The organism is Kocuria rhizosphaericola, from assembly GCF_044462205.1.
Taxonomy (GTDB): Bacteria; Actinomycetota; Actinomycetes; order Actinomycetales; family Micrococcaceae; genus Kocuria; species Kocuria rhizosphaericola.
The window spans coordinates 11,614-36,280 of sequence record NZ_JBISWK010000039.1; the positions used below are offsets into that span (position 1 = coordinate 11,614).

Here is a 24,667-nt window from a genome sequence, read left to right on the forward strand (position 1 = left end):
CGGGAGGGGCCGCACCCGGCGCCGGCGGGGTACGGCCGCTCCCATGCGCGGGCCTCGCGGCTCAGAGCACCCGGAAGAGGGTCACCGAGCTCGCGGGGACGCCCTGCGCCTCGCCCGCCCGGTAGCGCGTGCCGTAGCGCCCGTGCAGCACCGAGGCAGTGCTGTGCACCAGGGAGTAGACGCCGTCGGCCTTCTCGAGGGGGTGCCCGTCCTCCTCGGGCCGTTGCAGGTCCGTGAGGCGCGGGAAGGTGATCGCCATGTCGGCGCTCGCGCCGTTGACCACCATGAGCCCCGCCACCCGGCCGCCCCGGGACCCGATCAGCACCTGGATGGTCCGGGCCCCGGGGGTCTGCCAGCCGGTGGCGGTCATGGCCGTCCCGTCCGGGCCGAACCAGTGCATCATGACCTCGTCGGGGCGGGTCGGGAAGTGGGACGGCTGTCCCGTCAGGAACTCCCCGCGCACGCCCACCAGGGAGCGGGTGGCCGCGAGCATGGCGCGGTCCGCCGGGGTGAGCCGCCAGTCCACCCAGGACAGCTCGTTGTCCTGGCAGTAGGCGTTGTTGTTCCCGCGCTGGGTGCGGCCGAACTCGTCCCCCGCCGTGATCATGGGCACGCCCTGGGAGAAGAGCAGGGTCGCCATGACGTTGCGCGCCGTCTGGGCCCGGTCGGCCCGGATCCGGACGTCGCGCGCCGGGCCCTCCACCCCGTGGTTCCACGAGTGGTTGTCGTTGGTCCCGTCCCGGTTCTTCTCCAGGTTGTCCTGGTTGTGCTTGTTGTCGTAGGAGACGAGGTCCGCCAGCGTGAAGCCGTCGTGGGCGGTCACGAAGTTCACGGACGCCAGGGCGCTGCGCCCGGACGCCGCGAACATGTCCGAGGAGCCGGCGAGCGCCCCGGCGAGCCGAGCGGCGTTGCCCCCGTCCCCGCCCAGGCTCATGCTGCGCGGGCCGGTGAGCCAGAAGTCGCGGACGGTGTCCCGGAAGCGGTCGTTCCAGTCGGCCCACCCCTCGGGGAAGTGACCGGTCTGCCAGCCGCCCATGCCCACGTCCCAGGGCTCGGCGATGAGCTTCGTCCCGAACAGGGCGGGGTCCGCGCCGACGGCCACGAGGAAGGGGTGGTGGCGGGTGAAGCGGTGGCGCTCGTCCCGGGCCAGCTCGGGGGCGAGGTCGAAGCGGAAGCCGTCCACGTGGCAGCGCTCCACCCAGAAGCGCAGGGAGTCCAGCGCCATCTGCACCACTCGCGGGTTGCCGAAGTTCACGGAGTTGCCGCAGCCGGTGACGTCCACGTAGCGGCCGTCCTCGCCGTGGCGGTAGTAGGCCTTGTCGCCGAGTCCCCGCCAGCAGTAGGCCGGTTCGTCCTGCCCGGCCTCCGCGGTGTGGTTGTAGACGACGTCGAGGTAGACCTCGAGCCCGGCGCGGTGCAGGTCCCGGACCATGGCCTTGAACTCGTCGAGCACGCCCTGCGGCCCGCGGGCGCGGGCGGCCTCGGTCGCGTAGCCGGCGTGCGGGGCGAAGAAGCCCAGGGTGTTGTAGCCCCAGTAGTTGCTCAGCCCCAGGGACGTGAGGTGCGGCTCGTCCAGGTGGGCGTGCACGGGCAGGAGCTCGACGGCCGTGACGCCCAGGGACGTGAGGTACTCGGTCATGGCGGGGTGCGCGAGACCCGCGTACGTGCCCCGGAGGTCCTCCGGGACGTCCGGGTGCAGGGCGGTCAGGCCCTTGACGTGCGCCTCGTAGACGACGGTGTCCCGCCACGGGGTGGCGGGGCTGCGGTCCTCGTCCCAGTCGAAGTCCTGCTGGACGACCACGGAGGCGTACCGGCCCCCGTAGGCGTCGGGGCCGGGGTCGTCGACCCCGGGCGGCGGGGCGACGCGGCGCAGCCCCTTGCCGTAGGGGTCGAGCAGGATCTGCTGCTCGACCGGGTCCGGGGAGCGGTGCCGGGAGGCGACGGGCGAGTCGGCGGCGACGAAGCCGTACTCCGTGCCGGCGGGCAGGGCCGGGGCCTCGTCCCGGTGCCGCAGGTAGTCGAAGCCCGTCTCCGAGAGCCGCTGCTGCTCGGCCGGCGGGACCGTCCCGTGGTGCACCCCTCCGGTGCGGCCGGTGAGCCGTTGCCGCTGCCAGCGCCCGCCGGGCAGCCGGAAGACGATGTCCAGGTCGGGGATCCCGGGGGCGTAGACGGCCACGTTGGCGCTGCCGTCGCGCTCGTGCGAGGGGTGGACCCCGAGGGGGTAGGGGTGGGAGACGTACGGCCGACCGGTGTCCTGCCGCCGGGGCTCAGGAACCAGCACGGCGTCGCGACACCTCGTACAGGGTGATGCCCACGGCCATCGAGGCGTTGAGCGACTCCATCGTGGAGTCGATGGGGATGGAGACGATCTGGTCGCAGTTCTCGGTGACCAGCCGGGACAGGCCCTTGCCCTCCGAGCCCACCACGATGACGAGCGGTTCGGAGGCCAGCTCGAGGCCGGGCAGCTCGACGTCGCCGCCTCCGTCGAGGCCGACCACGAAGTAGCCCATGGCCTTGAGCTCCTCGAGCGTGCGGTTGAGGTTGGCCGCCTTCGTGACGGGCACCCGGGCCGCGGCACCGGCGCTGGTCTTCCAGGCGGAGGCCGTGACGCCCACGGACCGGCGCTCGGGCACGATCACGGCGTTGCCCGAGAAGGCGGAGACGCTGCGGATGATGGCGCCGAGGTTGCGCGGGTCGGTGATCCCGTCGAGGGCGACCATCAGCGGGGGGCGGCGGATGTGCCGCTTCTCCCACTGGGTCATGAACTTCTGGGCGGCCTCCACGGCGTCCTGGTACTCGTAGGCCGGCACCTGCAGGGCCACGCCCTGGTGCACGGCGTCGCTGGTGAGCCGGTCGAGCTCGCCCTTCGAGGACTCGAGGATCGTGATCCCGCGCTCGGCGCAGATCTGCAGGATCTCTCGCACGCGGTCGTCGACGTCGATCTTGCTCGCCGCGTGCAGGGCCTTGGCGGGGATGTCCGCGCGCAGCGCCTCGAGCACCGAGTTCCGCCCGGTGACGAGGTCCTCCTGGACCTTGCCCCGGGAGCGCGCCGGGGCGCGGCCGCCCGGGCTCTGCCGGCGCTCGGCGGCCTTCTTCATCTTGTGCGCCTTGTGGTACGGGCGGTCCTCGGCCTTGGGGGTGGGGCCCCGGCCCTCGAGGGCCTTGCGGCCGTGGCCGCCGGTGCCGACCAGCGGGCCCTTCTTGTTCTTGCGGATCGCGCCGGGACGCTTGGGGGCTGGCATGGGTTCCTCTGTTCGGTCGTGGGTGGTGGGGGCGGCCCGGTCAGGCCACGGACCAGGTGGATCCGCCGGCGGCGTCGCGCACCGCGACGCCGGCCGCGGCGAGCTCGTCCCGGATGGCGTCGGCCCGGGCCCAGTCCTTGGCGGCGCGGGCCTGGTCGCGCTGGGCCAGGAGCGAGCGCACGAGGGCGTCGAGGGCCGTGTGCTCGGCCGCGTTCCCCGTGGCCTCCCCGAGGTCCATGAGCGCGGTCAGCCCGAGCACGTCGGTCATGGCGCGCACCGCGCCGGCGGGCGCGGCGGCGTCCAGGCCGTCGGCGAGCGCGGAGTTGCCGGCGCGGACGGTCTCGTGCAGGACGGCGAGGGCCTGGGGCACGTTGAGGTCGTCGTCCATCGCCTCGCCGAAGGCCTGCGGCACGTCACCGGCCGCCCCGGCGAGGTCGGCCCCCGCGTCCCGGGCCGCGCGCAGGAAGGACTCCACCCGCTCGACCGCGGTCGTGGCCTCGGCGAGGGAGGTGGGCCGGTAGTCCAGCACGGACCGGTAGTGGGCCTGGCCGAGGTAGTAGCGCACGGCCAGCGGCCGGGCCTGGGCGAGCATGTCCGCCGGGGAGACGGTGTTGCCGATCGACTTGGACATCTTCTCGCCCGCGTAGGTGACGAGCCCGTTGTGCAGCCAGAGGGTCGCGAACCGCTGTCCGGCCGCCGTCGACTGGGCGAGCTCGTTCTCGTGGTGGGGGAAGCGCAGGTCCAGGCCGCCCCCGTGGACGTCGAAGTGCTCGCCGAGGTACTTCGCGGCCATGGCGGAGCACTCGAGGTGCCAGCCGGGCCGGCCGGCCCCCCAGGGCGAGTCCCACCGGGCGGTCTCGGGCTCGCCCGCCTTGTACCCCTTCCACAGGGCGAAGTCGCGGGGGTCCCGCTTGCCGCGGGGGTCGGCGTCGGGGGCGTCCTGCATGTCGTCGACCGACTGGTGGGTGAGCTCGCCGTAGCGCTCCCAGGAGCGGACGTCGAAGTAGACGTCCCCGGAGCCGTCCGGCGCCGGATAGGCGTGCCCGGCGTCGATCAGGGCGCGGATCAGGGCGTGCATCTCGGGGACGTGGCCCGTGGCGCGCGGCTCGTAGGTGGGCCGGTCGACGCCGATGGCGTCGTAGGCGGCGTTGAACGCCTGCTCGAACCGGTAGGCGAGCGCCCACCACGGCTCCCGGGGGTGGTCGCCGTCGTAGCCGGGGGCGAAGGACGCGGCCGAGTTCGCGAGGATCTTGTCGTCGATGTCGGTGACGTTGCGCACGGTGGTGACCCGGTAGCCGCGGTGGGCGAGCCACCGGGCGAGCTGGTCGAAGACCAGGGCCGAGCGGACGTGGCCGATGTGCGGCATTCCCTGGACGGTGGCGCCGCAGTAGTACAGACGGGCCTCGCCGGGGTGGGCGGGCACGAAGTCCCGCACGGTCGCGGTGGCGGTGTCGTAGAAGCGCAGAGTCACACGGCCCATCATAAGGGCGGGCGGTGGTGCGCCGGTCAGGCCCCACCCGCGTCCGCGGGGACGACCAGGGCGGTGGCCACGGCCGCGAGTCCCTCGCCGCGGCCCGTGAGCCCGAGCTGGTCGGAGGTCGTGGCGCTGACCGTGACGGGCGCGCCGGCCGCGGCGGTGAGCACGGCCTCGGCCTCGGCGCGCCGCGGGGCGAACCGCGGCCGGTTCCCGATCAGCTGCACGGCCACGTTGCCGATCTCGAAGCCGGCCGCGCGCACGATCCTGGCCGCCTCGGCGAGGATCCGCACTCCCGAGGCGCCCTCGAGCTCCGGGCGGTCCACGCCGAAGTTGACGCCCAGGTCCCCCGTGCCCGAGGCCGAGAAGAGGGCGTCGGCCGCGGCGTGGGCCACGACGTCCCCGTCCGAGTGCCCGGCGAGCCCCCGCTCCCCCGGCCACTCGAGTCCGGCGACCCACAGGGGGGTGCCCTCGGGCCCGAAGGCGTGGACGTCCACGGCGATGCCGGTGCGGGGCAGGATCGGTTTCACCCGCCCAGTGTCGCACTCTGCGTTGCCGTGCCGCGCATCAGCCGGCGGGGGCCGGTCCGGACGGTCGAGCCGGGTCGGCTCGGTCCCGGTGGCGGTGGCGGGTCCTGCCGGACCGATCAGGTGTCGCGGGCCCCGAGACGGCCGCGTGCGTCATCGTCCGCGGAGTGACAGGGAGGAGTCGTTGCGCCACGAGCAGGTCGTGGGCATACGTGATCTTGAAGTTCGCGTCCTCCCCGCGAACCCAATGGATGGGACGATCTGTGCAGCGGGCGAAGCATCCGGCCGTGTCCGTGGCGTGGAACTCCTGGCCCCAGGCCGTCTCGTAGGCCTGCAGGAGAGAGCTCGCCTCGAACCCCTGGGGTGTCTGGGTCCGCACCAGTCGGCTGCGGTGCGGACCCGAGGAGATGTCGCCTCCTTCCCGGACCATCGTGAGGTCCGGTCCCTCGAGGACCGGTACCGCCGCTCCGTGCGCACGAGTCGCCCGGAGCACCGCGGCGCACAGGTCCACCGACAGCAGAGGGCGGGCGGAGTCGTGGACCAGGATGGAGTCCACCGTCCCGGCCTCGATCCGCGGCCCGAGGTGCCGGAAGGCAAGCAGCTCCGAATGATGTCGCGTCGAACCCCCATGGACCAGCTCGACCTCGGCATCCACCTCGTCGAGCACCTCTTCGGCATGTCTGCGGTCTTCCTGGCGGATGACCAGCACGAGGGGTGATATCCCGTCGATTCGGGCCATGACGTCGAGGGACCAGGAGACGAGGCTGCGCTCCCCCAGCCGCAGGTATGCCTTGTTCACGGAGCCACCGAATCGTGTGCCCGACCCCGCGGCCAGAACGACACCGGCTGCCGTGGCAGGTGCTGCGGGACTCCGGTCTGATGGACTCTTCACCCTCACACCCTAGTCATCGTGCGACCCGGACACTACCGGCTCCGGAACGGCGTCGACGCTGGACCGGTGACGACGACCCCGGACCGGAAGGACTGCCCGTCGGCCGTCGCGCACGACCCGGAGCACTCGTCACACGGCGGACCCGGAACGATTCTCGCGGGTCACGGCCGCCAGCGCGGCGAGCGTCGAGGAGACCGCGTCCGCCAGCTCCTCGCCCTTGGTCACGAAGTGCCGGGAGAACTGCCCCTGGTGCTCCGCGTGCTCATGGAAGTGGTGCGGGGTCAGGACGGCGGAGAACACGGGGACGTCCGTCTCCAGCTGGATCCGCATGAGGGCCTCGACCACGGTGCCGGCGACGAACTCGTGCCGGTAGATGCCGCCGTCCACGACCAGCGCGGCAGTGGCGATGCCGCCGTACCTGCCGGAGAGCGCGAGGCGGCGCACGAGCAGCGGGATCTCGAACGCCCCCGGGACCCGGTGGATCTCGACGTCGGTGATGCCGAGGCTCTTCAGCCGCGCCTCACAGCTGTCGACGGCACGGTCGACGATGTCGGCGTGCCACTGGGCCGCGACGATCGCCACACGGGACGGGGAGACGGATGCAGTGTTCAAGGCAGGGTCCTTTCTTCGGGAAGTCGTGGCAGAAGTCTTTCACGCGGGCACTCGCAGTGGCGGACCCACGGACCGGACGGAACCCGCCAGTGCCGGGTCCGGGTCGAGGGTGAGCACATCGGCGAAGGACGCGAGCAGCTGTTGCCGGACGTCGTCGACGGTCACCCCCGGCACCGAGTCGGCGACGCAGCCGACGGTCTCCGGGCGGAACTCGAGCCCGAGTCGCGAATAGCCGACTGAGAGGGCATCCCGGACGCGGGCAGCGCCGTCGACCATGACGACGGCGCTGAACAGGTAGCCCACCCGGGTGATGCGCTGTCCCGTCCCGATCAGCTTCGCGCTGCCGGAGGCGTTCACGCTGAACTCGCCGTCGCAGTACTCCCCGGGCACGGCACCGACCCGGGCGTCCACGCCGAGGCTCCGCAGGGCGTCGGCCATGGCCCCGCTCAGCAGCTCGAAGCGGCGGTGGATGTGCGTCCGGGGATCAGGATGCGGCGCCCACAGGTGCAGGACCAGGGATCCTTCGTCGTAGACGGCGAGGTGCCCGCCGACCGGCCGCAGCATCGGCGCGAAGCCGTGCTCCCGGACGACCTGCTGGGCCGCGCCGAAGCCGGGCAGCAGGGCGTCGCGGCGGCTGAAGGCCGCGGTCGGGCGAGCTGGGACGAGCAGCAGCTCCGCGTGACCACCGGCGGCCAGGCCCGCGAGCTTGTCCCGCACCAACGCCATCTCGGACTCACCGTCCTGCGGGGCGGGGTCGTGCACGACGGCGACGGTCTGAGCGCCGCACGCCGCCGTCATCCCGAGGCTCGCTTCCCGACGACATGCCGGTAGCGGCGGCCGGCCCCGTGGCACACCGCGCGGCGCCTCCTTGCTCGCACGAGCGGCTGCAGCCCGGCGTGCTGCGGCCTCCTGCGGATCCGTTCCAGGTGCTTCCCGATCCTCGCCCGGGCGTTGCGGACCTCCAGCCGCAGCAGTTCGCGGCCGTCGTGGGGAACGGTCATGGTCGTTCGACGCTCCTTCTGGCGGCTCAGCCGCCGGTCACCGTCCGGACGGCGGCCTGCCACCCGGCGTAGAGCTCCTCGCGCCTGGCCTCGGGCATCTGCGGTTCGAAGACCCGGTCGAGCGCCCAGCGGTCGGACAGGTCGCTCTGCCGCCAGAGCTCGACCCCCATGCCCGCCACGTGCGCGACACCGAGGGCGGTGCGCTCCAGCTCGACGGGCCGGCACACCGGGATGCCGAGGATGTCGGCCTGGAACTGGCAGAGCAGGTCGCTGCCCGCCGCTCCCCCGTCCACCTTGAGCGCGGGCATGGCGGTCCCCGACGCCACGAGGACGTCGACGATGTCACGGGTCTGGTAGGCCATGGCCTCCACGCCGGCTCGGACGACGTGCTCCGCGCCGCTCTCCAGCGTGAGCCCGACGATGCTCGCGCGCGCCTCGCGATCCCAGTACGGAGCGGACAGCCCCGCGAACGCAGGCACCACGTAGACACCGCCGGTGTCGGGGACGCGGGAGGCCACCGCGGCGATGTCGTCGCCACCTCCCAGGACCCCCAGACGTTCTCGCATCCACTGCAGGGTCTGCCCCGAGTGGAAGACCACTCCCTCGGCCTCATAGGTGGTGGTCCCTCCTACGGTCCAGCCGACGCTGGCCGTGAGCCCGTCGAGCACGTCGGGGCGGTCGCCGCTGTTGACGGTGAGGACACTGGCCGTGCCGTAGGTGTTCTTCGCCGAGCCCGGTTCGAAGCAGGCCTGTCCGAACATGCCGGCCTGCTGATCGGCCATGACCGCGGTCACCGGCACCGGCGCCGCCCCGGGCAGTCCAACGTCGGCCGGCCGCATCTCGCCGAACTCGGCGTCGGAGGCCACGGCCGGCGGAAGCAGGCCGGACGGGATCCCGCAGGCCTCGAGCAGCCTCTCGTCCCAGTCGAGTGTTTCGAGCGAGAAGAGCGCGGTCCGGGACGCCTCGCTGTGGTCGGTCAGGTGCGAGCGACCACCGGTCAGTTGCCACAGCAGCCAGGTGTCTACGGTCCCCGCCGCGAGCTCGCCGTTCTCCGCCCGGGCCCGGGCCCCCGGGACGTTCTCGAGCAACCACGCCAGCTTCGCGGCGCTGAAGAACGAGTCGTTGAACAGCCCGGTGCGGGCGCGGAACTCGTCGTCGAGCCCCTGCGCGCGCCACCGCTCCACGATGGGGTCGGTCTGCTTGGACATCCACATCAGGGCCGGGTGGATGGGTTCCCCGGTCCGGCGGTCCCACACGAGACAGCTCTCGCGGTGCGTCGTGATCCCCACGGCCGCGATCTCGTCGGTCACGGCGCCGACTTCGGCCATCACAGCCGCCATGCTCCGCCGCTGGGCGCCCCAGAGCGCGAACGGGTCCAGCTCGACCCAGCGCGGCCGGGGGAACCGCGGGACGACGGGGTTCCTCGCCTCGGCGACGATCCGGCCGTCCAGGCTGACCAGGACGGTGCGGGCGCTCGTGGACCCCTCGTCGAAGGCCATCACGTAACGCTTCGTCATCGTGCGGTGCCCTTCAGCGCGTCGCTCTCCACCGCCCCGCCCCCGCGGCCGGGCACCGCGAGGCGGGTCAGCCACTGGCGGTACTCCGCGAGCTCGGCGGCCTGCCGGCCGGCGTCCCAGTCCAGTCGCTCCCCGAGCAGGGCCGCGGCGCGGTCGGCGACCTCGAGACCGTGGCCGGGCTCGAACGCGAGCAGCACTCGGCGGGCCAGCACGTCGGTCAGCGTCCTGGCGAACTCGTGCCGGACCGCGAACACCAGCTCGGCGGCGAGGGCACCGGTGCGCTCGTGCAGCACCTCGAGCAACGGAGCGTCCTGCTCGGCCTCGGCCACGACGTCGAGCGCCCTGCCGCCGTAGAGGGCGACCAGCCGGTCGACCGTGCGGGCTCCCAGCCCCCGGTCGGAGAGGAAGCGGCGCACCTCGTCGAGATCTCCGACGACGCCGGGCAGCGGCAGATTCGCGGTCACACAGCGCGGGCCCTTCCGGCCCAGGCGGTCGAAGGTCTCGTCGACGGCCTCCTCGGCGAGCTGCCGGTACGTGGTGAGCTTGCCGCCGACCACGGTCACGAAGCCTGGCAGGTCCGGAGCGTGGTCGTGCAGGACATGGCTGCGGGGGATCTCCCACTCGTCCACGTCCGGAGCGTAGGGCAGCGGCCGGACGCCCGAGTAGGTGAAGAGCACGTCGCCGGGGGTCAGCTTCGCCTGCGGGATCAGCTGGTTCACCTCGCCGAGCAGGTAGGACATCTCGTCCTCGCCGCAGCGGGCCTCGTCCGGATCGTCGTCGAACCGGACGTCGGTGGTGCCGATGAGATAGCGCCCCATCCAGGGGATCACCAGCACGAGCCGCCCGTCGGTCTTCGACTCGTAGTAGACGACATCGTCGGGCGCACCGGGGAACGGGTCGACGACGAGGTGGCTGCCCTTGGTGCCGCCGTTGAGCCGGGGCTGCGGCGGGGCGCCGCGCCGCAGGACCCGGTCGATCCACGGCCCGGCGACGTTCATGACGACGGGTGCGTGCACCTCGTGCAGCTCCCCGGTCGTGGTGTCGCAGAACCGCACCCCGGCGATCCTGCCGTCGCGCAGGATCGCCTCCTCGACCCGGGCCTTCGTGCGGATGACGGCACCGTCGCCGGCGGCGGCCACCGCGACCTCGACGCAGAGTCGCTCAGCGTACTCCACCTGGCCGTCGGTGAAGACCGCGGCGCCCTGGAGACCCTGGCGGCCGATGCCGGGGAACCGCCGGAGCGTGGCGTCGACGCTCATGACCTCGTGACGGCCGGTGCGCTTGTCGAAGGACAGGATGTCGTAGACCACCATGCCCAGTCGGATCATCCACGCCGGACGCTTGTTGTGGGAGTACAGGGGCATGATCAGCCGCAGCGGCTTCACGAGGTGCGGTGCCAGCCGGAACAACCGCTCGCGCTCCCGCAAGGACTCCCGCACCAGGCGGAAGTCCCGGTGCTCCAGGTAGCGCAGCCCTCCGTGCACCAGCCGCCCCGACCAGGCGGAGACCCCGCTGCAGATGTCGTCCTGCTCGAGCAGGACCACGCGCAGACCGCGCGAGGCCGCGTCGCGGGCGATGCCGAGTCCGTTGATCCCGGCTCCCACCACGACGAGGTCGAACGGGATGGTCAGGTCGTCCATGTCGGTTTCCTGTCTGTTCGTTCACTGACAGCAACCCGCCGAGGGCGAGCCGCCGGCACCAGCCTGGCTGAATTTCTATTCATGCGCTGCATTGACATTTATAGTGTCGAACGTCACAGCACCGGTGTCAAGGCCTGTGCCGCCGTGCGGGGCGTCCACCCTGGCCAGTGGCGCATTAGACTGGGTCGCCTGACACCCCTGCCCACGGCCGGCGCCCTAGCCCACGGTCGTCAATGTGAGGAAGCCTGAATCCATGGAAGACGTCGACACTCAGCGCTTGATGGTCAAGGTGGCCCGGCTCTACCACACGCACGGGATGCGCCAGACGGACATCGCCAAGCGGTTGCAGATCTCGCAGTCCCGGGTCTCGAGACTGCTCGCCCAGGCGGAGGACGCGGCCGTCGTGCGGACCGTGGTGGCGGTCCCGCAGCACATCCACGCAGGCCTGGAGGAACGCGTGGAGGCCCGCTACGGGCTCAGCGAGGTCCACGTGATCGACGCCGTGAGCGAGGACGAGAGGGAGCTCGGCCGCGACCTCGCACACACCATGGCCGCGCTGCTGCAGGACATGGCCTTCGACGCCCCGACCATCGGGTTCACGTCCTGGAGCGGCACCCTGCGTCAGATGGTGGACGTCCTGCAGCCGATGCGCTCGCGCACCGAGCGCGTGGTCGAGATGCTCGGCGATCTCGGCCCTCCCGAGCTGCAGCACGACGCCGCGCGGTCGACGCAGCGACTGGCCTCGTTCTCGGGAAGCCAGCCCGTCTTCCTCCGCACTCCCGGCGTCGTCCCCGACCCGGAGGTCAAGGAGCTGCTGCTCAGCCGCGATCCCTACGCGCGCGAGGCCCTGCGGATGCTCGACTCCATCGACCTCGCGCTCGTCGGCATCGGCGCCTGTGAAGTGGATCCGTCGCTGCGCCCGGGGGACAACTTCTTCACGGACGAGGACTTCGAGCGGATGCGGGAGCTCGGCGCCGTGGGCGAGGTGTGCCTGCACTTCCTCGACGCCGACGGCGTGCCGGTCAAGGGTGGCCTCGACGAGCTCGTGATCGGGGTGACGCTCGAGCAGATCCGGTCGGCGCGGCGCCGCTGGGCCGTCGCCGGAGGCCACCGCAAGCACGAGGCCGTCCGAGCGGCCCTGGCCGGTGGGTGGGTGGACACCCTGGTCACCGACGCCGGCACGGCGGAGTACCTGTTGTCGGGCCCGGAGCCTGACCTGTCCGTGCGCCCCGGGCGCAGCGCGACGGTGGACGCGGAGGCCTGACCCAGCATCCCCGCGCGGCGTGATGGCGCGGCCCCCGGGGACACCGGCGCGATCCGAGGGTCCCCTTCGCCGGGACGCACCCGACGCCTGCTACCGGAGGTCCTCTCCAGCTCCGTGCGCTCGGCGCCGCTGGACCGCCGCGGCGTCGAGGACCCTCGTCGACAGCCGCGGCCACGCCTCGGCGGCCCACGGGCCGAACGGGGTGTCCCCGGCGGCAACACAGGCCAGCGAGTGCTCGGGATCGACCCAGAGGAACGAGCCCGACTGCCCGAAGTGGCCGAAGGTTGAGGGATCGTTGTCCGGGGACGTCCAGTGAGGCCTCTTGCGCCCGCGGATCTCGAAGCCCAGACCCCAGTCGTTGGGGTCCTGCCGCCCGAACCCGGGCAGGACCCCGGCGAGCCCCTCGAAGGACGTCCTGGTGGCCGTGCGGAGCAGACCGGGTGGGAACCACCGTGGCGCGAGCAGCTCCCGCCCCAGCCGGGCGAGGTCCCGGACGGGACCGTGCGCGCCGTGGGCGGGCGAACCCTGCAGTCGCGTGCCCGCCATGCCGAGCGGTCCGAGGACCCGTTCGGCGAGCTCCTCGCCGAACGGGCGCCCCGTGCGGCGCTCGAGGTGCTCGGCGGCCAGTTCGGTGCCCCGGTTGGAGTAGATCCGCCGCCGGCCCGGTGGCGCCATGACCTTCTCCCCGTCGAGGGAGAGGCCCGACGCGTGGGACAGGAGGTGGCGCACGGTCGCCCCCGGAGGCCCGGCCGGTTCGTCCAGGTCGACAGCGCCCTCGTCCGCGGCGTGCAGGACGACGAGGGCGGTCAGGAGCTTCGTGACGGAGGCCCACGGGAACGGCCCGGGGGCGCCGGCCGAGCCCAGGACGACCTCGCCGTCGAGCACGACGACGCCGGCGGAACCCACCGGCCAGCGGGCCAGCTCCTCGGACAGGAGCCGGCCCAGGCCGGGCACGGAGCCGTCGACGACGTCGCCCACCGCTCGCGCCTCAGTCCGACTCGAGGTGCTCGCGCACCGCGGCCAGGAAGCGGGCGCCCGTGGCACCGTCGATCGCACGGTGGTCGCACGTCAGAGTCAGCTCGGCCACGGGACGCCACTGCGGGTCGCCGTCGTTCCACACCTGGCGCTGCCGGGTCGTCCCGACCGCGAGGATCGCCACCTGCGGCACGTTGAGGATGGCGTCGAATCTGTCGATGCCCATCATGCCGAGGTTGGAGACGGTGAACGTCCCTCCGGTCACGTCCTTCATCCCCAGGCGGCCCTCGCGGGCGCGCAGGGTGACGTCGCGCCGTGCCGCGGCGAGGCCCGAGAGGTCCAGGCCGTCGGCCCCCTGGATGACGGGGACCACCAGTCCGGCGTCGGTGGCCACGGCCATGCCGAGGTTCACCCTCTCGAACGTGGTCACCGCCTCGTCACCGTAGTGGGCATTGATCGCCGGGTGGTCACGGAGGGCCCGTGCGCAGGCCTGGAGCAACGCGTCGGTGACTGTGGCGTTCTCCACGCGCTGCTTCACCCCCAGGGCCCGGGTCATGTCCACCTCGACCGCGAGGTGGAAGACCGGAGCCTCCCACGCCGTGACCATTCGCCGTGCGGCCGTGCGGCGGATGCCCTTCAGCGGCGTGACGACACCCTCCTCCTGCTCCGCGACCGTCATGACGACCCCACCAGGCGCGAGGCCTTCGCGGCGGCCCCGGACGGCGCCCTGCGGGCGCAGCCGTAGAGCTCCATCTTCTCGATGGTGGCGGCGATCATGCGTTCGCGCCCCTCGGCCATCGCTTCCTCGAGCTGCCGGTCGCCCTGCTGCCACACCGCCTCGATGCCCGCCCGGAAGGCGTGCCTGAGGTCGGTGTCCGCGTTGAACTTGTGGACCCCTGCGGCCATGGCGGCACGGACCTCGTCCTCGGGGACGCCCGACGCGCCGTGGAGGACCAGGGGGATCCCGGTGACGGACTTGATGTCCTTGATCCGCTGGATGTCGAGCGGCTGCGGCTCGGCCAGGGGCACGCCGTGCACGATCCCCACGGAGATGGCGAGGAAGTCGACGCCGGTCTCCGCGACGAAGCGCTCGGCCTCATGGATGTCGGTGTAGTAGGAGGACCAGTCGACCTTCTCGTCGGCGTCGGGGATCTTCCCCAGCTCGGCCTCCACGGGGATTCCGAAGGAGTGGGCGACCTCGACGACCTTGCGCGTGGTGCGGATGTTCTCCTCGAACGGCAGGTGCGCACCGTCGTACATGATGGACGTGAAGCCGAGCTTGATCGCCTCGAACACCTCCTCCCACGGGCCGTGGTCGAGGTGGATGACGTACTCGGCGTCGGACTCCTCCGCGATGCGCCGGGTCATCTCGTACGCTCTGCGCAGCCCCATGTGGGGCACGATGGCGCGACCCACCTGGAGGAAGACCGGCGACTGGGCCTTCTCGGCGGCGCGCACCAGCGCCTCGGTGGTCTCCTCGTTGTGCATGTTGAAGGCGCCGACCGCGTAGCCGCCCTCGACCGCACGGTCGATGACGTCGCGGGGATTGACCTGTCCCATGATGTGTTTCCCTCTCCCGGTGCCGCGCTCAGTCGGTCTCGATGTAGGCCACGACGGCGCGGACCTCGGCCGTCTCGCCCTCGGGGACCACGATCTCCGCGAGCGTTCCCGTGGCGGGGGCCTCGAGGGTCTCCTCCACCTTCTCCGCCTCGACTTCGGCCAGGGGCTCGTCCTCGGCCACGCTGTCACCCACGTTCTTCAGCCACGTGGTGATGGTGCCCTCGCTCATGCCCATGCCCCACTGCGGAAGCAGGACCTCGATCTTCGCCATGTTCTCTCTCCTTCTGATTCGGTGTGCAAATCGGGTCAGGTGCTCAGCGCGGCGCCTGCGTCGACAGCTCGTCCATCGAGCCCGTCCCGCGCTCCGCCGTGCCGGTCCCCGTTCCCGTCACGCGGCGGATCGCCTCGGCGATGTTGTTCCGGTTGGGGTACAGCTGCTTCTCGAGGGCAGGGCTGAACGGGATCTGGGTGTCCGGGGTGGTGACACGGACGATGGGCGCCCGGAGCGACTCGAAGGCCTCCTCGGCGACGATGGCCGAGATCTCGGCCGCCGCCGAGCAGGTCCGGTGCGCCGGGTCGGCCACCACCAGCCGGCCGGTACGCTGCACGGATCGGATCACCGCTTCGGCGTCGAACGGCACGAGGGTCCGGGGATCGATGACCTCGACCGAGAGACCCTCCTCGGCCAGCGCCTCCGCGGCGGCGACCGATTCGGGGACGGCGCTGGAGATCGCCACGACCGTCACGTCGCCGCCCTCGCGGACCGTCCGGGCCTCGCCGAACGGGATCCTGTACTCCTCCTCGGGCACCTCGCCCTTCGTGCCCCACAGCATGCAGGCCTCGAAGGTCAGCACCGGGTCGTCGGAGTCGACGGCGGTGCGCAGCAGGCCCTTGGCGTCGTACGGGTTGGATGGCACCACGATCTTCAGCCCCGGCACGTTCATGAACATGGGGTAGGGGCGGTCGGAGTGATGGGCGCCGGTGTTGAGCCCGTAGAACATGGCCGAACGGAAGACCACGGGGATCGAAGCCTGGCCGCCGAACATGTAACGGTTCTTGGCGACCTGGTTCACGAACTGGTCCATGGCCATGTACAGGAAGCTCGAGTAGGACAGGTCGACGATCGGCCGCAACCCGGTCATGGCCGCTCCCGCCGCGGCGCCGACGATGACCTCCTCGGAGATCGGGGTGTTGCGGATCCGGTTCGGACCGTACATCTGCAGGAAGTCGCCCTTGTCGGAGCGGGACTTCCCGCCGCCGGTGGTGCCGTAGACATTGGCCTCGACGTCCTCGCCGATGATGACGACGCTCGGGTCCGCGTCCATGGCTTCGCGCTGGGCGGCGCCGATGGCGCCGAGGTAGCTCATGACAGTCATCGGTGTGCTCCGATCGGTTCGGTGTAAAGGTCCTTGAAAGCGTCGCTGGGGTCGGGGTAGGGGCTGTCCTGGGAGAAGCGGAAGGCCTCCTCGACCTCCTCGAGCACTTCGGCCTCGAGGGCGTCGAGCTGCTCCTCGGTGCCGACGCCGTCGGCGATCAACCTCTCGCGGAAGAGGACGATGGGGTCCTTCTCGAGCCAGGCGGCCCGCTCCTCCTGGTCCCGGTAGTCGGTGCCCAGCCTCAGGCCCTCGGAGTGCTCGTTGTAGCGGTAGGTCACGACCTCCACGAGAGTGGGGCCCTCGCCGCGGCGGGCCCGCTCCACGGCCTCGCGGGCGGCGTCGTACACGTCCAGCACGTCCTGCCCGTTCTCGACCCGGACGCCGGGCATCCCGAAGCCGGCCGCGCGCTCGGCGATGACGCCGGAGGTCACGGTGTGCGCCGGGGTGGAGAGGGCGTACTGGTTGTTCTCGCAGAGGAAGACCACCGGCAGGTCCCAGGCGCCGGCGAGGTTCATCGCCTCGTACAGGCACCCCTGGTTCGCCGCGCCGTCACCGAAGAAGGCCAGGGCGACGCGCCCGTTGTCGAGGACCTTGCTGGACAGGGCGGCACCGGTGGCGATCGGGATGGAGGAGCCGACGATGCCGGACTCCCCCAGGCTGCCCACCGCGAAGTCCGCCAGGTGCAACGACCCGCCCTTGCCGCCGCACACGCCGGTGGCCTTGCCCACGAGCTCCGCCATCAGCGGCCCGAGCGGCGACCCCTTGCCGATGGGGTGGCCGTGGCTGCGGTGGTTGCCGGACATGTAGTCGGAGTCGCCGAGCGCCATGCAGGCCCCGACGACCTGGGCCTCCTGGCCGATGCTCGTGTGCACGGTGCCGGGGATCTGCCCCCGCTTCACCATCTTCGAGGCCCGCTCGTCGAAGCGCCGGATGCGGAGCATGCGCCGCTGCATCTCGAGCAGCGTGTCTGGTGAGAGGTTCATGGTTCCTCGCTTTGGATTTTTATTCACTGTCTGAATCTCAATTCTAAGCTGTTGTGACCTGGCTGACAAGACCCCCGTCCGGAAGTTCTCCGGTCAGGAAGCGCGCCGTCGTCACGTCCGTGACAAGCGTGTCCACCCAGCCGCCGCGGAGCGCGGCCGCGAGGGGCTCCTGCTTGTCAGGGCCCCCGGCCACGACCACGCGCCGCCCGGCCGCCGCCACCTGCTCCAGGGTGCTGCCGACGACCAGTTCGTCGAGCGGCGTCTCCAGCCGCCGGCCGGCGCGGTCCAGGAACCTCTGGTTCAGCTGGCTGACGGCCCCCGCGGCCTGCACCTCGGCCAGCTGCTCGGGACTGAAGTAGCCGTCCCCGGCCTGCAGCTGGCTGTGCACCGCCGGAGGACCCACGCCGACCAGCGCGATGTCAACGGCGTCGAGCAGGCGCAGCGCGCGCTGGACGTACGGATCGGCCAGGGCTGCGTCGCGCAGGGCGGGCGTGGTGACCACGCCGGGGGTGCGCAGGAACACCGGGTCGGCGCCGAGCGCCGAGGCCATGGCCTGGGTCGCCCGCGCCGCCGAGTGCTGCTGCAGCGGGGAACCCAGGTCGCCCAGCATCTCCACCACTTGGCGGGTGGCGGTCCGGAGCGGGGCCGGGAAGGCGAACGCCAGGTGCTGCAGCGTGCGGCTCCAGGAGGTGAAGCCCACCACGACGTGGCTGGTCATCGCGTCCGCCAGCAGACGGGCGGCGGCCCGCCCGAGGTCCGGCGCCAGGTCCGGGCCCGGGACGTCGACGACGTGAACCTCCTTGACCGCCCAGGAACGCTCGACGGTGTCCTCGAGGTCCGGGTGCAGACCCTCCGGCACGGTGACCACGGTGCTGACGATCCCCTCCGCCTCCGCCTGGCGCAGCAGCCGGGAGACACGCGCCGGGGACAGGCCCAGGCGTTCACTGATCTGGCGCTGGCTCACCCGGTGCATGTGGTACAGCCTCGACACCACGGCCATCAGCCGCAGCCGGTCGGCGTCGGCGACCTCACGAGGTACGGTGCGGCTGCTCATGCCCCGGTCACCGGTCCGGAGGAACCAGGAGCTCGTCGATGCGCTCCAGGATGTAGGTCGGCCGGCGGTCCGGAGGCAGCGCGTCCGCCATCTCACGAGTGCTCTCGCCGGTCAGCACGAGCGCGGAGTCGATCCCGGCGTCCACGGCCATGGCGATGTCGGTGTACAGGCGGTCCCCGACCATCACGCAGGCGGACGCCGGAAGGCCGAGGATGTCGAGGGCGGTCCGCAGCATCACGGGCGCGGGCTTGCCCACGTTGACCTCGCAGCGCACGCCGGTGCTGGCCTCGATCGCCGCGACGACGGCGGCGGCGTCCGGCTCCCCGCGCCCGCCCGGGAACGGGCAGTAGGCGTCCGGGTTGGTCGTGACCAGCCGGGCACGCCGGTGCATCCACAGCGCGTCGAAGGCGATCTGGAGCTTGCGGTAGTCGAAGCCTCGGTCGTAGCTGGCCACCACGATGTCGATCTCCTCGGGACGCTCCGTGGTGCGGATGCCCGCCGCCCGGATCGCCCGCACGAGCGGCTCCTCGCCGATCACGAAGACCGAGGCACCGGGCGCCTCCTTCCGCAACCAGGCGGCCATGGTGACGACCGTGTTGACGATGTGGCTCGTGGGGGTCGGCAGGCCCAGCCGGCCGAGCTTGTCGGCGTACATCTGCGGGTCCCGCGTCGGGTTGTTCGACAGGAACAGGGTCTCCCGTCCCTGCTCGCGCAGGGTCGTGATCAGCTCGTGCGCTCCCGGCAGCAGCTCGTCGCCCAGGTAGACGGTCCCGTCCAGGTCGAACAGGTAACCGTCGTACATCCGGGCGGGGGCACCGACCGCGGCCCGGATCCCGGGGGCGGTCACGGCTGGGCCTCTGCCAGACGGGCGAACAGGTCCCGGTTGGCGGGATAGATGTCCTGGTACACCCGGTACAGGCGGTCGTAGACCGCGGCGGTCGCGTCCTCGGGATCGAAGCAGGTCGAGGTCCCGCTCATCGCGGCCGCGGCCGCCGGGATCGACTCGTGGATGCCCACGGCCGCTGCCGCGAGCATGCCGGCGCCCAGGCACGTGCTCTCGGGCTCCCTCACCACGGACACGCGGCGCTGCATGACGTCGGCGATGATCTGGCACCACACCGCGCTGCGGGAGCCGCCGCCCAGGGCGATGAGCTCGGTGACCGGTTGCGCCAGGACCCTCTCCGCGCCCGAGGTCAGCAGCCGCTGCTCGAAGGCAATGCCCTCGAGCAGCGCCCGGTAGACGTGGGACTTGCCGTGCACGCCGGTGAGCCCCAACAGGATACCGCGGGCGTTGTGGTCCCAGTACGGCGTGAGCGCGCCGGCCCAGTAGGGCAGGGCCAAGAGGCCGTGCGCACCGGGCGGCAGCTTGGCCGCGGCGGTCTCGAGCACCTGCTCGGGCGTGAGGTCCAGGCCCAGGGCCCGGGGGTCGACACCGGAGAACTTCTCCACGAACCAGTTGAGGTTGAACGTGCCCCCGCCGAGGAAGGTTTCCAGCGTGTACGCCCCGGGAATCGCCGCTGCCAGCGTCCGGTACTCCATGCCGTGGGAGTACTGCTCGGCGAGCGTTCCGGAGACGATCCCGGTGCCCAGGTTGAGGAAGGCCCGCCCCGCGGCGGTGATCCCGGTCCCGAGCTGGGCGCACTGCCCGTCCCCGGCGCCGGCGATGACGGGCAGTCCCGCCGGGAGCCCGAGCTGTGCGGCCACGTCCTCGCCGAGTTCTCCGAGAACGCTGCCGGGGGCCCGCAGCTCGCTCAGCTGTGTCCGTTCCAGCCCGACCGCTCGGAGGAGCCCGTCGTCGTAGTCGAAGGTCTCCATGTCGACGAGCCCCAGCGGGTCGGCACTCGCCCAGGAGGTCACCCACCGGCCGGTCAGGCGCTGGGCCAGGAACCCCTGCACGTCCACGACCTTGCCGATGCGGCCGATCAGGTCCGGCTCGTTGGCGGCGAGCCACAGCAGCTTGTACCAGGCGGGGGTGGGGTTCGGTGGCTTGCCGGTGATGCGGTGGACCTCCGCCGTGCCGTGCGCCTCGACCTCCGCGGTCGCCCGGGTGTCGAGCCACAGCATGGCGGGGCGCAGCGGCAGCCCCCGGTCATCCAGGCAGACGAAGCTCTCCCGCTGGTGGGTGATGCACAGAGCGCCGATGCGCGAGGTGTCGACCGTCTGGACGGCTCGCCGGATCGCGGCCACGGTGGAGGCCCACCAGTCCTCCGCGTTCTGCTCCCCCCAGCCGGGGCGTGGCTGGCTCAGGTCGAAGGCGCGGCGGTCCTGGGAGAGGGCGTCACCGTGGGCGTTCCAGATCACCGCCTTCGCCGCGGTCGTCGAGCAGTCGACGCCGATCACGTAGTCGTAGCTCACCGGGAACCCCTCCCACCCTGCTCCGCGGCGGACACCGCACGGCCGGCCCTGTCGAACACTTCGTCCACGTCCGCCTCGTTCCACCAGCCGAGCAGTCGCAGCATGTCGGCGACCGTGAACCGGTTGCGCATCAGGGCGCAGTTCTCGACCGCCCACCGGGCCAGCTCCCGGTCCACGTGCGGATCGAGCTTCTCGAACGTCGCGGCGGCCCCGGACGCGCGCAGGCCGGCGGCGACGTCGGCGCTCGGGCGGATGAGGCCCTGCAGCTCCGGACGGTGCTCGGGCCAGGCCCGGAGCACCTCCTCGATCCGCTGCCGCCGGTCCGTGACCGTCCGCAGCTTCGCGGAGTAGTCCTGCCAGCACTCGCCGGCGATCCGGCCCGTCGGATCCACGGCGCTGAACGCGGCGCGGACCTGCGAGTGCGCCTCGTCGGGGTCGAGCGCGGCGTCGTCGATCCGCACACGTCCCGGGTCGGCGGCCAGGCGCTCGAAGAGCATCTCCCACGCGGCGGCCGCGACCACCGAGGCGGCCCCCACCTGCGCTCCGTGCAGGCCCATCGGCAGGTGCTTCTCGCCGTGGTACTGGTCGAGCATGTGGCTGATCAGGTGCTCCATCCCGGACAGCACGGCGGTGCTGCCCGCCACACCGGTCACGACGCCGCGCAGCGCGAGGGCCCTCGTGAGCGCGGCCACCGCCTGCGGCTCGCCGTCCTTGATGCCGGCGCTCCAGCTGTCGATGTCCTCGCCCACGACCTGGAGCAGCCGGACGGGCCCCGGGCGGAAGCTCTCGTCGGTCCCCACGAGCGAGGCCAGCCGCCAGTCCGCCGGCGCGACGAGCATGGAGGTCATCTCGCCGAAGCCGGCGCGGTTCATCCGGGCGGGAGCCTGGGCGATCGTCTCGGCGTCCGCGACGACGCCGTCCGGCCAGCAGGACGGCACCGTGCGCTTGACGCCCTCCCGCACGACCACGGACACGTCGTCCGTGTAGCCGTCGACGGAGGCCGCGGTCTGCACCGAGACCAGCACGGGCCGCTCGCCGGACAGGCCGGCGCGCTGCGCCGCCACCTTGCCGATGTCGCTGATGGTCCCACCGCCCACGGCGACCACGGCATCGGCGCCGTCCGCAGCCCGGGACGCGTCGTCGAGGACCTGCTCGACGACGTGCAGCTCCTGCTGGCCGTCGTCGAGGACCGTCCGCTCCACGTCGAACCGCTCCCGCAGCTGGTTCTCGACGAGCTCTTTGAGATCCTCCCCCGATCGGAGGATGGGCGTGCGGTCGACCAGGAGGGAGACCCGCGGCCGGTCGCCGGCAGGGCTCGACCGGCCGGCCGCGGCGAGCAGCTCCTGGACCGTGCTCGAAACGGCGGAGACGGCGTTGCTGCCCAGGAGCAGCCGCTGGAGGCCGCACGGCGGCAGCTCGTGCTGGGGGTCGATCTCCCGCAGGAGGGACTGGACGGGTTCGACGGTGTACGTCTGCGCGGACATGGGGTTCTCCTTCGTGGGGGAAGCGGGACGGGTCAGGTGGACTGCCGGGCCCGGCTGGCCCTGTCGGTGAGCACCGCGACGATGATCGCGATGCCGATGACGACCGGCTGGAGGTTCGGGGACACGTTGAGCAGCGACATGCCGTTGTTGAGGACGCCGATGATCAGCAGTCCGATGAACGTGTTCAGCATGCTGGCCGAGCCGCCGGAGAGGCTGGCGCCACCGATGACGACCACCGCGATGACGTTGAGCAGGTCGGCCGTGCCCGCCGTGGGCTGCGCGGAGTTGAGCCGCGACCCCACGATCATCCCGGCGAAGGCCGCGAGGAAACCCGCGATGACGTAGACGCCGATCCTGAGCCGCACGACGTTGATGCCGGACAGGCGTGCGACCTCGGCGTTCCCGCCCACCGCGTAGAGCGCCCGGCCGCTGGGGCGGAACCGCAGCCAGAAGGCGGCCAGGAGGTAGACCGCCACCAGGATGATCCCCTCCAGCGGCAGACCGAGGACGTCAGCGGTGGTGATGGACAGGAACCAGGAGGGGAAGCCGGTGATCGGGTTGCCGTTGGTCAGGTAGAGCGCCAGGCCTGCGGCGATCGACATCGTGGCCAGCGTCGCGACGAACGGCTGCAGGCGACCGTACGTCCAGAGCAGGCCGTTGAGCAGTCCCACGGCGGCGCCCACGGCGAGGCCGATGACGACGCACAGCGAGAACGGCAGCCCCTGGTCGCGGAACAGCCACGCGGTCGACATGAGGGACACGGCGAGCGTCGAGCCGACGGACAGGTCGATGCCGCCGACGAGGATCACGAGCGCGGCCCCCACGGCCATGATCCCGATGGACGCGTTCTGGGTGACGATGTTGGTGAGGTTGCGCGAGGTCAGGAAGTACGGCGACATGAAGGAGAGCACCACCATCACCCCGATGAGTCCCACCAGGGGCCCGGGCAGGGCGTGGAAGGCCCTGAGGCCGAGGTGGGCGGCGCGCCGTCCCGGCCCGTCCTGCTGCGGCGGCCCGCCCGCCGGGGCTGAGCCCCTCGTCCGTCCGCGGCCGGATCCCGTGCTGGTCGGCTGGCTGCCGCTGCCGGCGGCCCGGTGGGTGGTGGACATGATTACCTTCCTTCGGCTGGGTCTGAGGTGGGAGCGGCCGGGGGCGCGGCCGCCGCATCGGCCGGAACGGCGAGCGCCATGACCCGCTGGGGGGTGGCTTCGTCCCGGGTGAGCACACCGCGCTGGCACCCCTCGGACATGACCAGCACCCGGTGTGCCAGCCCGAGGACCTCCTCGAGTTCGGAGGAGACGACGACGACGGCGATCCCCGACTCGGCCAGGGACCGGATGATCTCGTAGATGGCCATCTTGGCGCCGACGTCGACGCCGCGCGTCGGCTCGTCGACGATGAGCACCTTGGGGTCCTTGATCAGCCACTTGCCGATGAGGACCTTCTGCTGGTTGCCGCCGGACATCGACCCGACCGGCAGGCTCATGTTGCCGCGGATGTCGAGCCGCTCCCGCTGTTCCTCCCCGATCCGGCGCAGGGTCTTCTCGGTGACGAGGCCCTTGTCCGTCAGCTGTCGTTCCCAGGGGAGCGTGAGGTTCGCGGCCGCGGAGCGGTCGAGGTTCAGCCCCTGTCCCTTGCGGTCCTCGGGCACCATCACCACGCCGGCACGGATCGCGGAGCGCGGGCTGGAGTTGTCCAGGGGGCGGCCGTCGACGATGACCTGCCCCTCGTCGGGCCGGTCGACGCCGGCGATGACCCGGACGACCTCGGTGCGGCCCGCGCCCACGAGCCCGGCCATGCCGAGGACCTCGCCCTCCGCGACCGTGAAGTCGATGTCGGCGAAGACCCCCCGGCGGCCGAGACCGCGGACCTCCAGCACGGTCCTGGTCCCGCTGGGCTTGGGGTCCACGTGCTGGAAGGTGAACTCGCGCCCCACCATGGCGTTGACGAGTTCCTCGTTCGGGACGCCTCTGTCCTGCCAGGCGGCAACCCGTTCGCCGTCGCGCAGGCAGACGATCTCGTCGGCGACCTCGCGCACCTCGTCCAGGCGGTGGGAGATGTAGACCAGCCCCACCCCGTTGTCACGCAGGAACCGGATCCGATCGAGCACGTGCTCGGTCTCGCTCTGCCCGAGGGACGCCGACGGCTCGTCGAAGATGATGTAGCGAGGCCGGCGGCTGATCGCCTTGGCGATCTCGATCTCCTGCTGCTGGCCCATGGAGAGTCCGCGGACCGGGCGCCGGGGATCGAGATCCACCCCGAGGGTCGTCAGGGCGTCCGCCGCCTCGCGGTTCATCCGGTCCCGGTCGATGCGTCCGCCGCGGATGGGCAGTCGGCCGAGGAAGATGTTCTCGGCGACGGTGAGCTCGGGCAGCAGCCGGATCTCCTGGTGGATGAGCACGACACCCTGGCCCAGTGCGTCGGACGGGCCGGTCGGGGCGTAAGACCTTCCGTCCAGGGTCATGCTGCCGCCGTCGGGCTTGACCACACCCGTGATCAGTGAACTCAGGGTCGACTTTCCCGCCCCATTCTCGCCGATGAGGCCGACCACACTGCCGGGCCTGACGGCGAAGTCCACGCCCTTGAGCACGGTGACCCCGCTGTAGGTCTTCGCCAGCCCGGTGCACACCAGGCCATCGGCAATGGGTTGTCCGCTCATGATGCTTCCTGTCGTGTCGTCGGGGCGGTGGAGTGGGTCGTGGGGCGGTGCT

The 24,667-nt window shown here is 71.9% G+C and carries 23 protein-coding genes; 1 reads left to right on the top strand and 22 read right to left on the bottom strand.

Annotated features, from left to right (window positions below):
- Positions 1 to 61: 61 nt before the first annotated feature.
- The 10 genes from glgX to glpD form a co-directional block, all read right to left on the bottom strand.
- A complete protein-coding gene (gene glgX, locus ACH9D2_RS04375) occupies positions 62 to 2,281 on the bottom strand; it encodes a glycogen debranching protein GlgX (protein WP_396361533.1) in 2,220 nt (739 codons plus the stop codon).
- On the bottom strand, positions 2,268 to 3,242 hold the full coding sequence (gene rlmB, locus ACH9D2_RS04380; RefSeq protein ID WP_396361534.1) for a 23S rRNA (guanosine(2251)-2'-O)-methyltransferase RlmB: 975 nt from the start codon (positions 3,240 to 3,242) through the stop codon (positions 2,268 to 2,270). The genes glgX and rlmB overlap by 14 nt, the downstream gene beginning before the upstream one ends.
- 40 nt (positions 3,243 to 3,282) lie before the next feature.
- Positions 3,283 to 4,713 (bottom strand): cysteine--tRNA ligase, encoded by a 1,431-nt coding sequence (gene cysS, locus ACH9D2_RS04385; protein ID WP_396361535.1) that lies wholly within the window; start codon positions 4,711 to 4,713, stop codon positions 3,283 to 3,285.
- A 35-nt stretch (positions 4,714 to 4,748) separates the two neighbouring features.
- A complete protein-coding gene (gene ispF / locus ACH9D2_RS04390; protein ID WP_396361536.1) occupies positions 4,749 to 5,246 on the bottom strand; it encodes a 2-C-methyl-D-erythritol 2,4-cyclodiphosphate synthase in 498 nt (165 codons plus the stop codon).
- A 37-nt stretch (positions 5,247 to 5,283) separates the two neighbouring features.
- Positions 5,284 to 6,141: a 2-C-methyl-D-erythritol 4-phosphate cytidylyltransferase gene (locus tag ACH9D2_RS04395; RefSeq protein ID WP_396361537.1), complete on the bottom strand. Its 858-nt coding sequence runs from the start codon at positions 6,139 to 6,141 to the stop codon at positions 5,284 to 5,286.
- 123 nt (positions 6,142 to 6,264) lie between these two features.
- Complete coding sequence (locus ACH9D2_RS04400; RefSeq protein ID WP_396361538.1) at positions 6,265 to 6,747, bottom strand: 6,7-dimethyl-8-ribityllumazine synthase; 483 nt, start codon at positions 6,745 to 6,747, stop codon at positions 6,265 to 6,267.
- A gap of 39 nt (positions 6,748 to 6,786) precedes the next feature.
- Positions 6,787 to 7,509 carry a lipoate--protein ligase family protein gene (locus ACH9D2_RS04405; RefSeq protein ID WP_396361539.1) on the bottom strand — a complete coding sequence of 241 codons (723 nt, stop codon included), beginning with the start codon at positions 7,507 to 7,509 and terminating at the stop codon, positions 6,787 to 6,789.
- A gap of 32 nt (positions 7,510 to 7,541) precedes the next feature.
- Entirely contained in the window at positions 7,542 to 7,748 is a 207-nt protein-coding gene (locus tag ACH9D2_RS04410; RefSeq protein ID WP_396361540.1) for a hypothetical protein, read from the bottom strand.
- A gap of 26 nt (positions 7,749 to 7,774) precedes the next feature.
- Entirely contained in the window at positions 7,775 to 9,265 is a 1,491-nt protein-coding gene (locus ACH9D2_RS04415; RefSeq protein ID WP_396361541.1) for a glycerol kinase GlpK, read from the bottom strand.
- Positions 9,262 to 10,905: a glycerol-3-phosphate dehydrogenase gene (glpD, locus tag ACH9D2_RS04420; protein ID WP_396361542.1), complete on the bottom strand. Its 1,644-nt coding sequence runs from the start codon at positions 10,903 to 10,905 to the stop codon at positions 9,262 to 9,264. Before glpD ends, ACH9D2_RS04415 begins: the two co-directional genes overlap by 4 nt.
- Before the next feature lie 253 nt (positions 10,906 to 11,158).
- Here glpD and ACH9D2_RS04425 point away from each other — a divergent pair, with 253 nt between their 5' ends.
- Entirely contained in the window at positions 11,159 to 12,169 is a 1,011-nt protein-coding gene (locus ACH9D2_RS04425; protein ID WP_396361543.1) for a sugar-binding transcriptional regulator, read from the top strand.
- 90 nt (positions 12,170 to 12,259) lie between these two features.
- On the opposite strand, the gene ACH9D2_RS04430 is transcribed toward ACH9D2_RS04425, so the two are convergent.
- Genes ACH9D2_RS04430 through ACH9D2_RS04485 form a run of 12 tightly spaced genes read right to left on the bottom strand, consistent with a single transcriptional unit; the run spans position 12,260 to position 24,615 of the window.
- Positions 12,260 to 13,147 (bottom strand): serine hydrolase domain-containing protein, encoded by an 888-nt coding sequence (locus ACH9D2_RS04430; protein WP_396361544.1) that lies wholly within the window; start codon positions 13,145 to 13,147, stop codon positions 12,260 to 12,262.
- Positions 13,148 to 13,157: 10 nt separating this feature from the next.
- Complete coding sequence (locus ACH9D2_RS04435; protein WP_396361545.1) at positions 13,158 to 13,823, bottom strand: dihydrolipoamide acetyltransferase family protein; 666 nt, start codon at positions 13,821 to 13,823, stop codon at positions 13,158 to 13,160.
- A complete protein-coding gene (locus ACH9D2_RS04440) occupies positions 13,820 to 14,704 on the bottom strand; it encodes a class II fructose-bisphosphate aldolase (protein ID WP_396361546.1) in 885 nt (294 codons plus the stop codon). Before ACH9D2_RS04440 ends, ACH9D2_RS04435 begins: the two co-directional genes overlap by 4 nt.
- A 28-nt stretch (positions 14,705 to 14,732) precedes the next feature.
- Positions 14,733 to 14,975, bottom strand: coding sequence for a lipoyl domain-containing protein (locus ACH9D2_RS04445; protein ID WP_396361547.1), 243 nt, complete (start codon positions 14,973 to 14,975; stop codon positions 14,733 to 14,735).
- Between the two features lie 43 nt (positions 14,976 to 15,018).
- Complete coding sequence (locus tag ACH9D2_RS04450) at positions 15,019 to 16,080, bottom strand: alpha-ketoacid dehydrogenase subunit beta (RefSeq protein WP_396361548.1); 1,062 nt, start codon at positions 16,078 to 16,080, stop codon at positions 15,019 to 15,021.
- On the bottom strand, positions 16,077 to 17,063 hold the full coding sequence (locus ACH9D2_RS04455; protein WP_396361549.1) for a thiamine pyrophosphate-dependent dehydrogenase E1 component subunit alpha: 987 nt from the start codon (positions 17,061 to 17,063) through the stop codon (positions 16,077 to 16,079). Before ACH9D2_RS04455 ends, ACH9D2_RS04450 begins: the two co-directional genes overlap by 4 nt.
- A 43-nt stretch (positions 17,064 to 17,106) precedes the next feature.
- Positions 17,107 to 18,117 (bottom strand): sugar-binding domain-containing protein, encoded by a 1,011-nt coding sequence (locus tag ACH9D2_RS04460; RefSeq protein WP_396361550.1) that lies wholly within the window; start codon positions 18,115 to 18,117, stop codon positions 17,107 to 17,109.
- A gap of 7 nt (positions 18,118 to 18,124) precedes the next feature.
- Positions 18,125 to 18,964: an HAD-IIA family hydrolase gene (locus tag ACH9D2_RS04465; RefSeq protein WP_396361551.1), complete on the bottom strand. Its 840-nt coding sequence runs from the start codon at positions 18,962 to 18,964 to the stop codon at positions 18,125 to 18,127.
- A complete protein-coding gene (locus ACH9D2_RS04470) occupies positions 18,961 to 20,472 on the bottom strand; it encodes a xylulokinase (RefSeq protein WP_396361552.1) in 1,512 nt (503 codons plus the stop codon). The genes ACH9D2_RS04465 and ACH9D2_RS04470 overlap by 4 nt, the downstream gene beginning before the upstream one ends.
- Positions 20,469 to 21,956 carry an iron-containing alcohol dehydrogenase gene (locus tag ACH9D2_RS04475; protein ID WP_396361553.1) on the bottom strand — a complete coding sequence of 496 codons (1,488 nt, stop codon included), beginning with the start codon at positions 21,954 to 21,956 and terminating at the stop codon, positions 20,469 to 20,471. Before ACH9D2_RS04475 ends, ACH9D2_RS04470 begins: the two co-directional genes overlap by 4 nt.
- 32 nt (positions 21,957 to 21,988) lie before the next feature.
- On the bottom strand, positions 21,989 to 23,065 hold the full coding sequence (locus ACH9D2_RS04480) for an ABC transporter permease subunit (protein ID WP_396361554.1): 1,077 nt from the start codon (positions 23,063 to 23,065) through the stop codon (positions 21,989 to 21,991).
- A 2-nt stretch (positions 23,066 to 23,067) separates the two neighbouring features.
- A complete protein-coding gene (locus tag ACH9D2_RS04485) occupies positions 23,068 to 24,615 on the bottom strand; it encodes an ATP-binding cassette domain-containing protein (protein WP_396361555.1) in 1,548 nt (515 codons plus the stop codon).
- Positions 24,616 to 24,667: the final 52 nt, after the last annotated feature.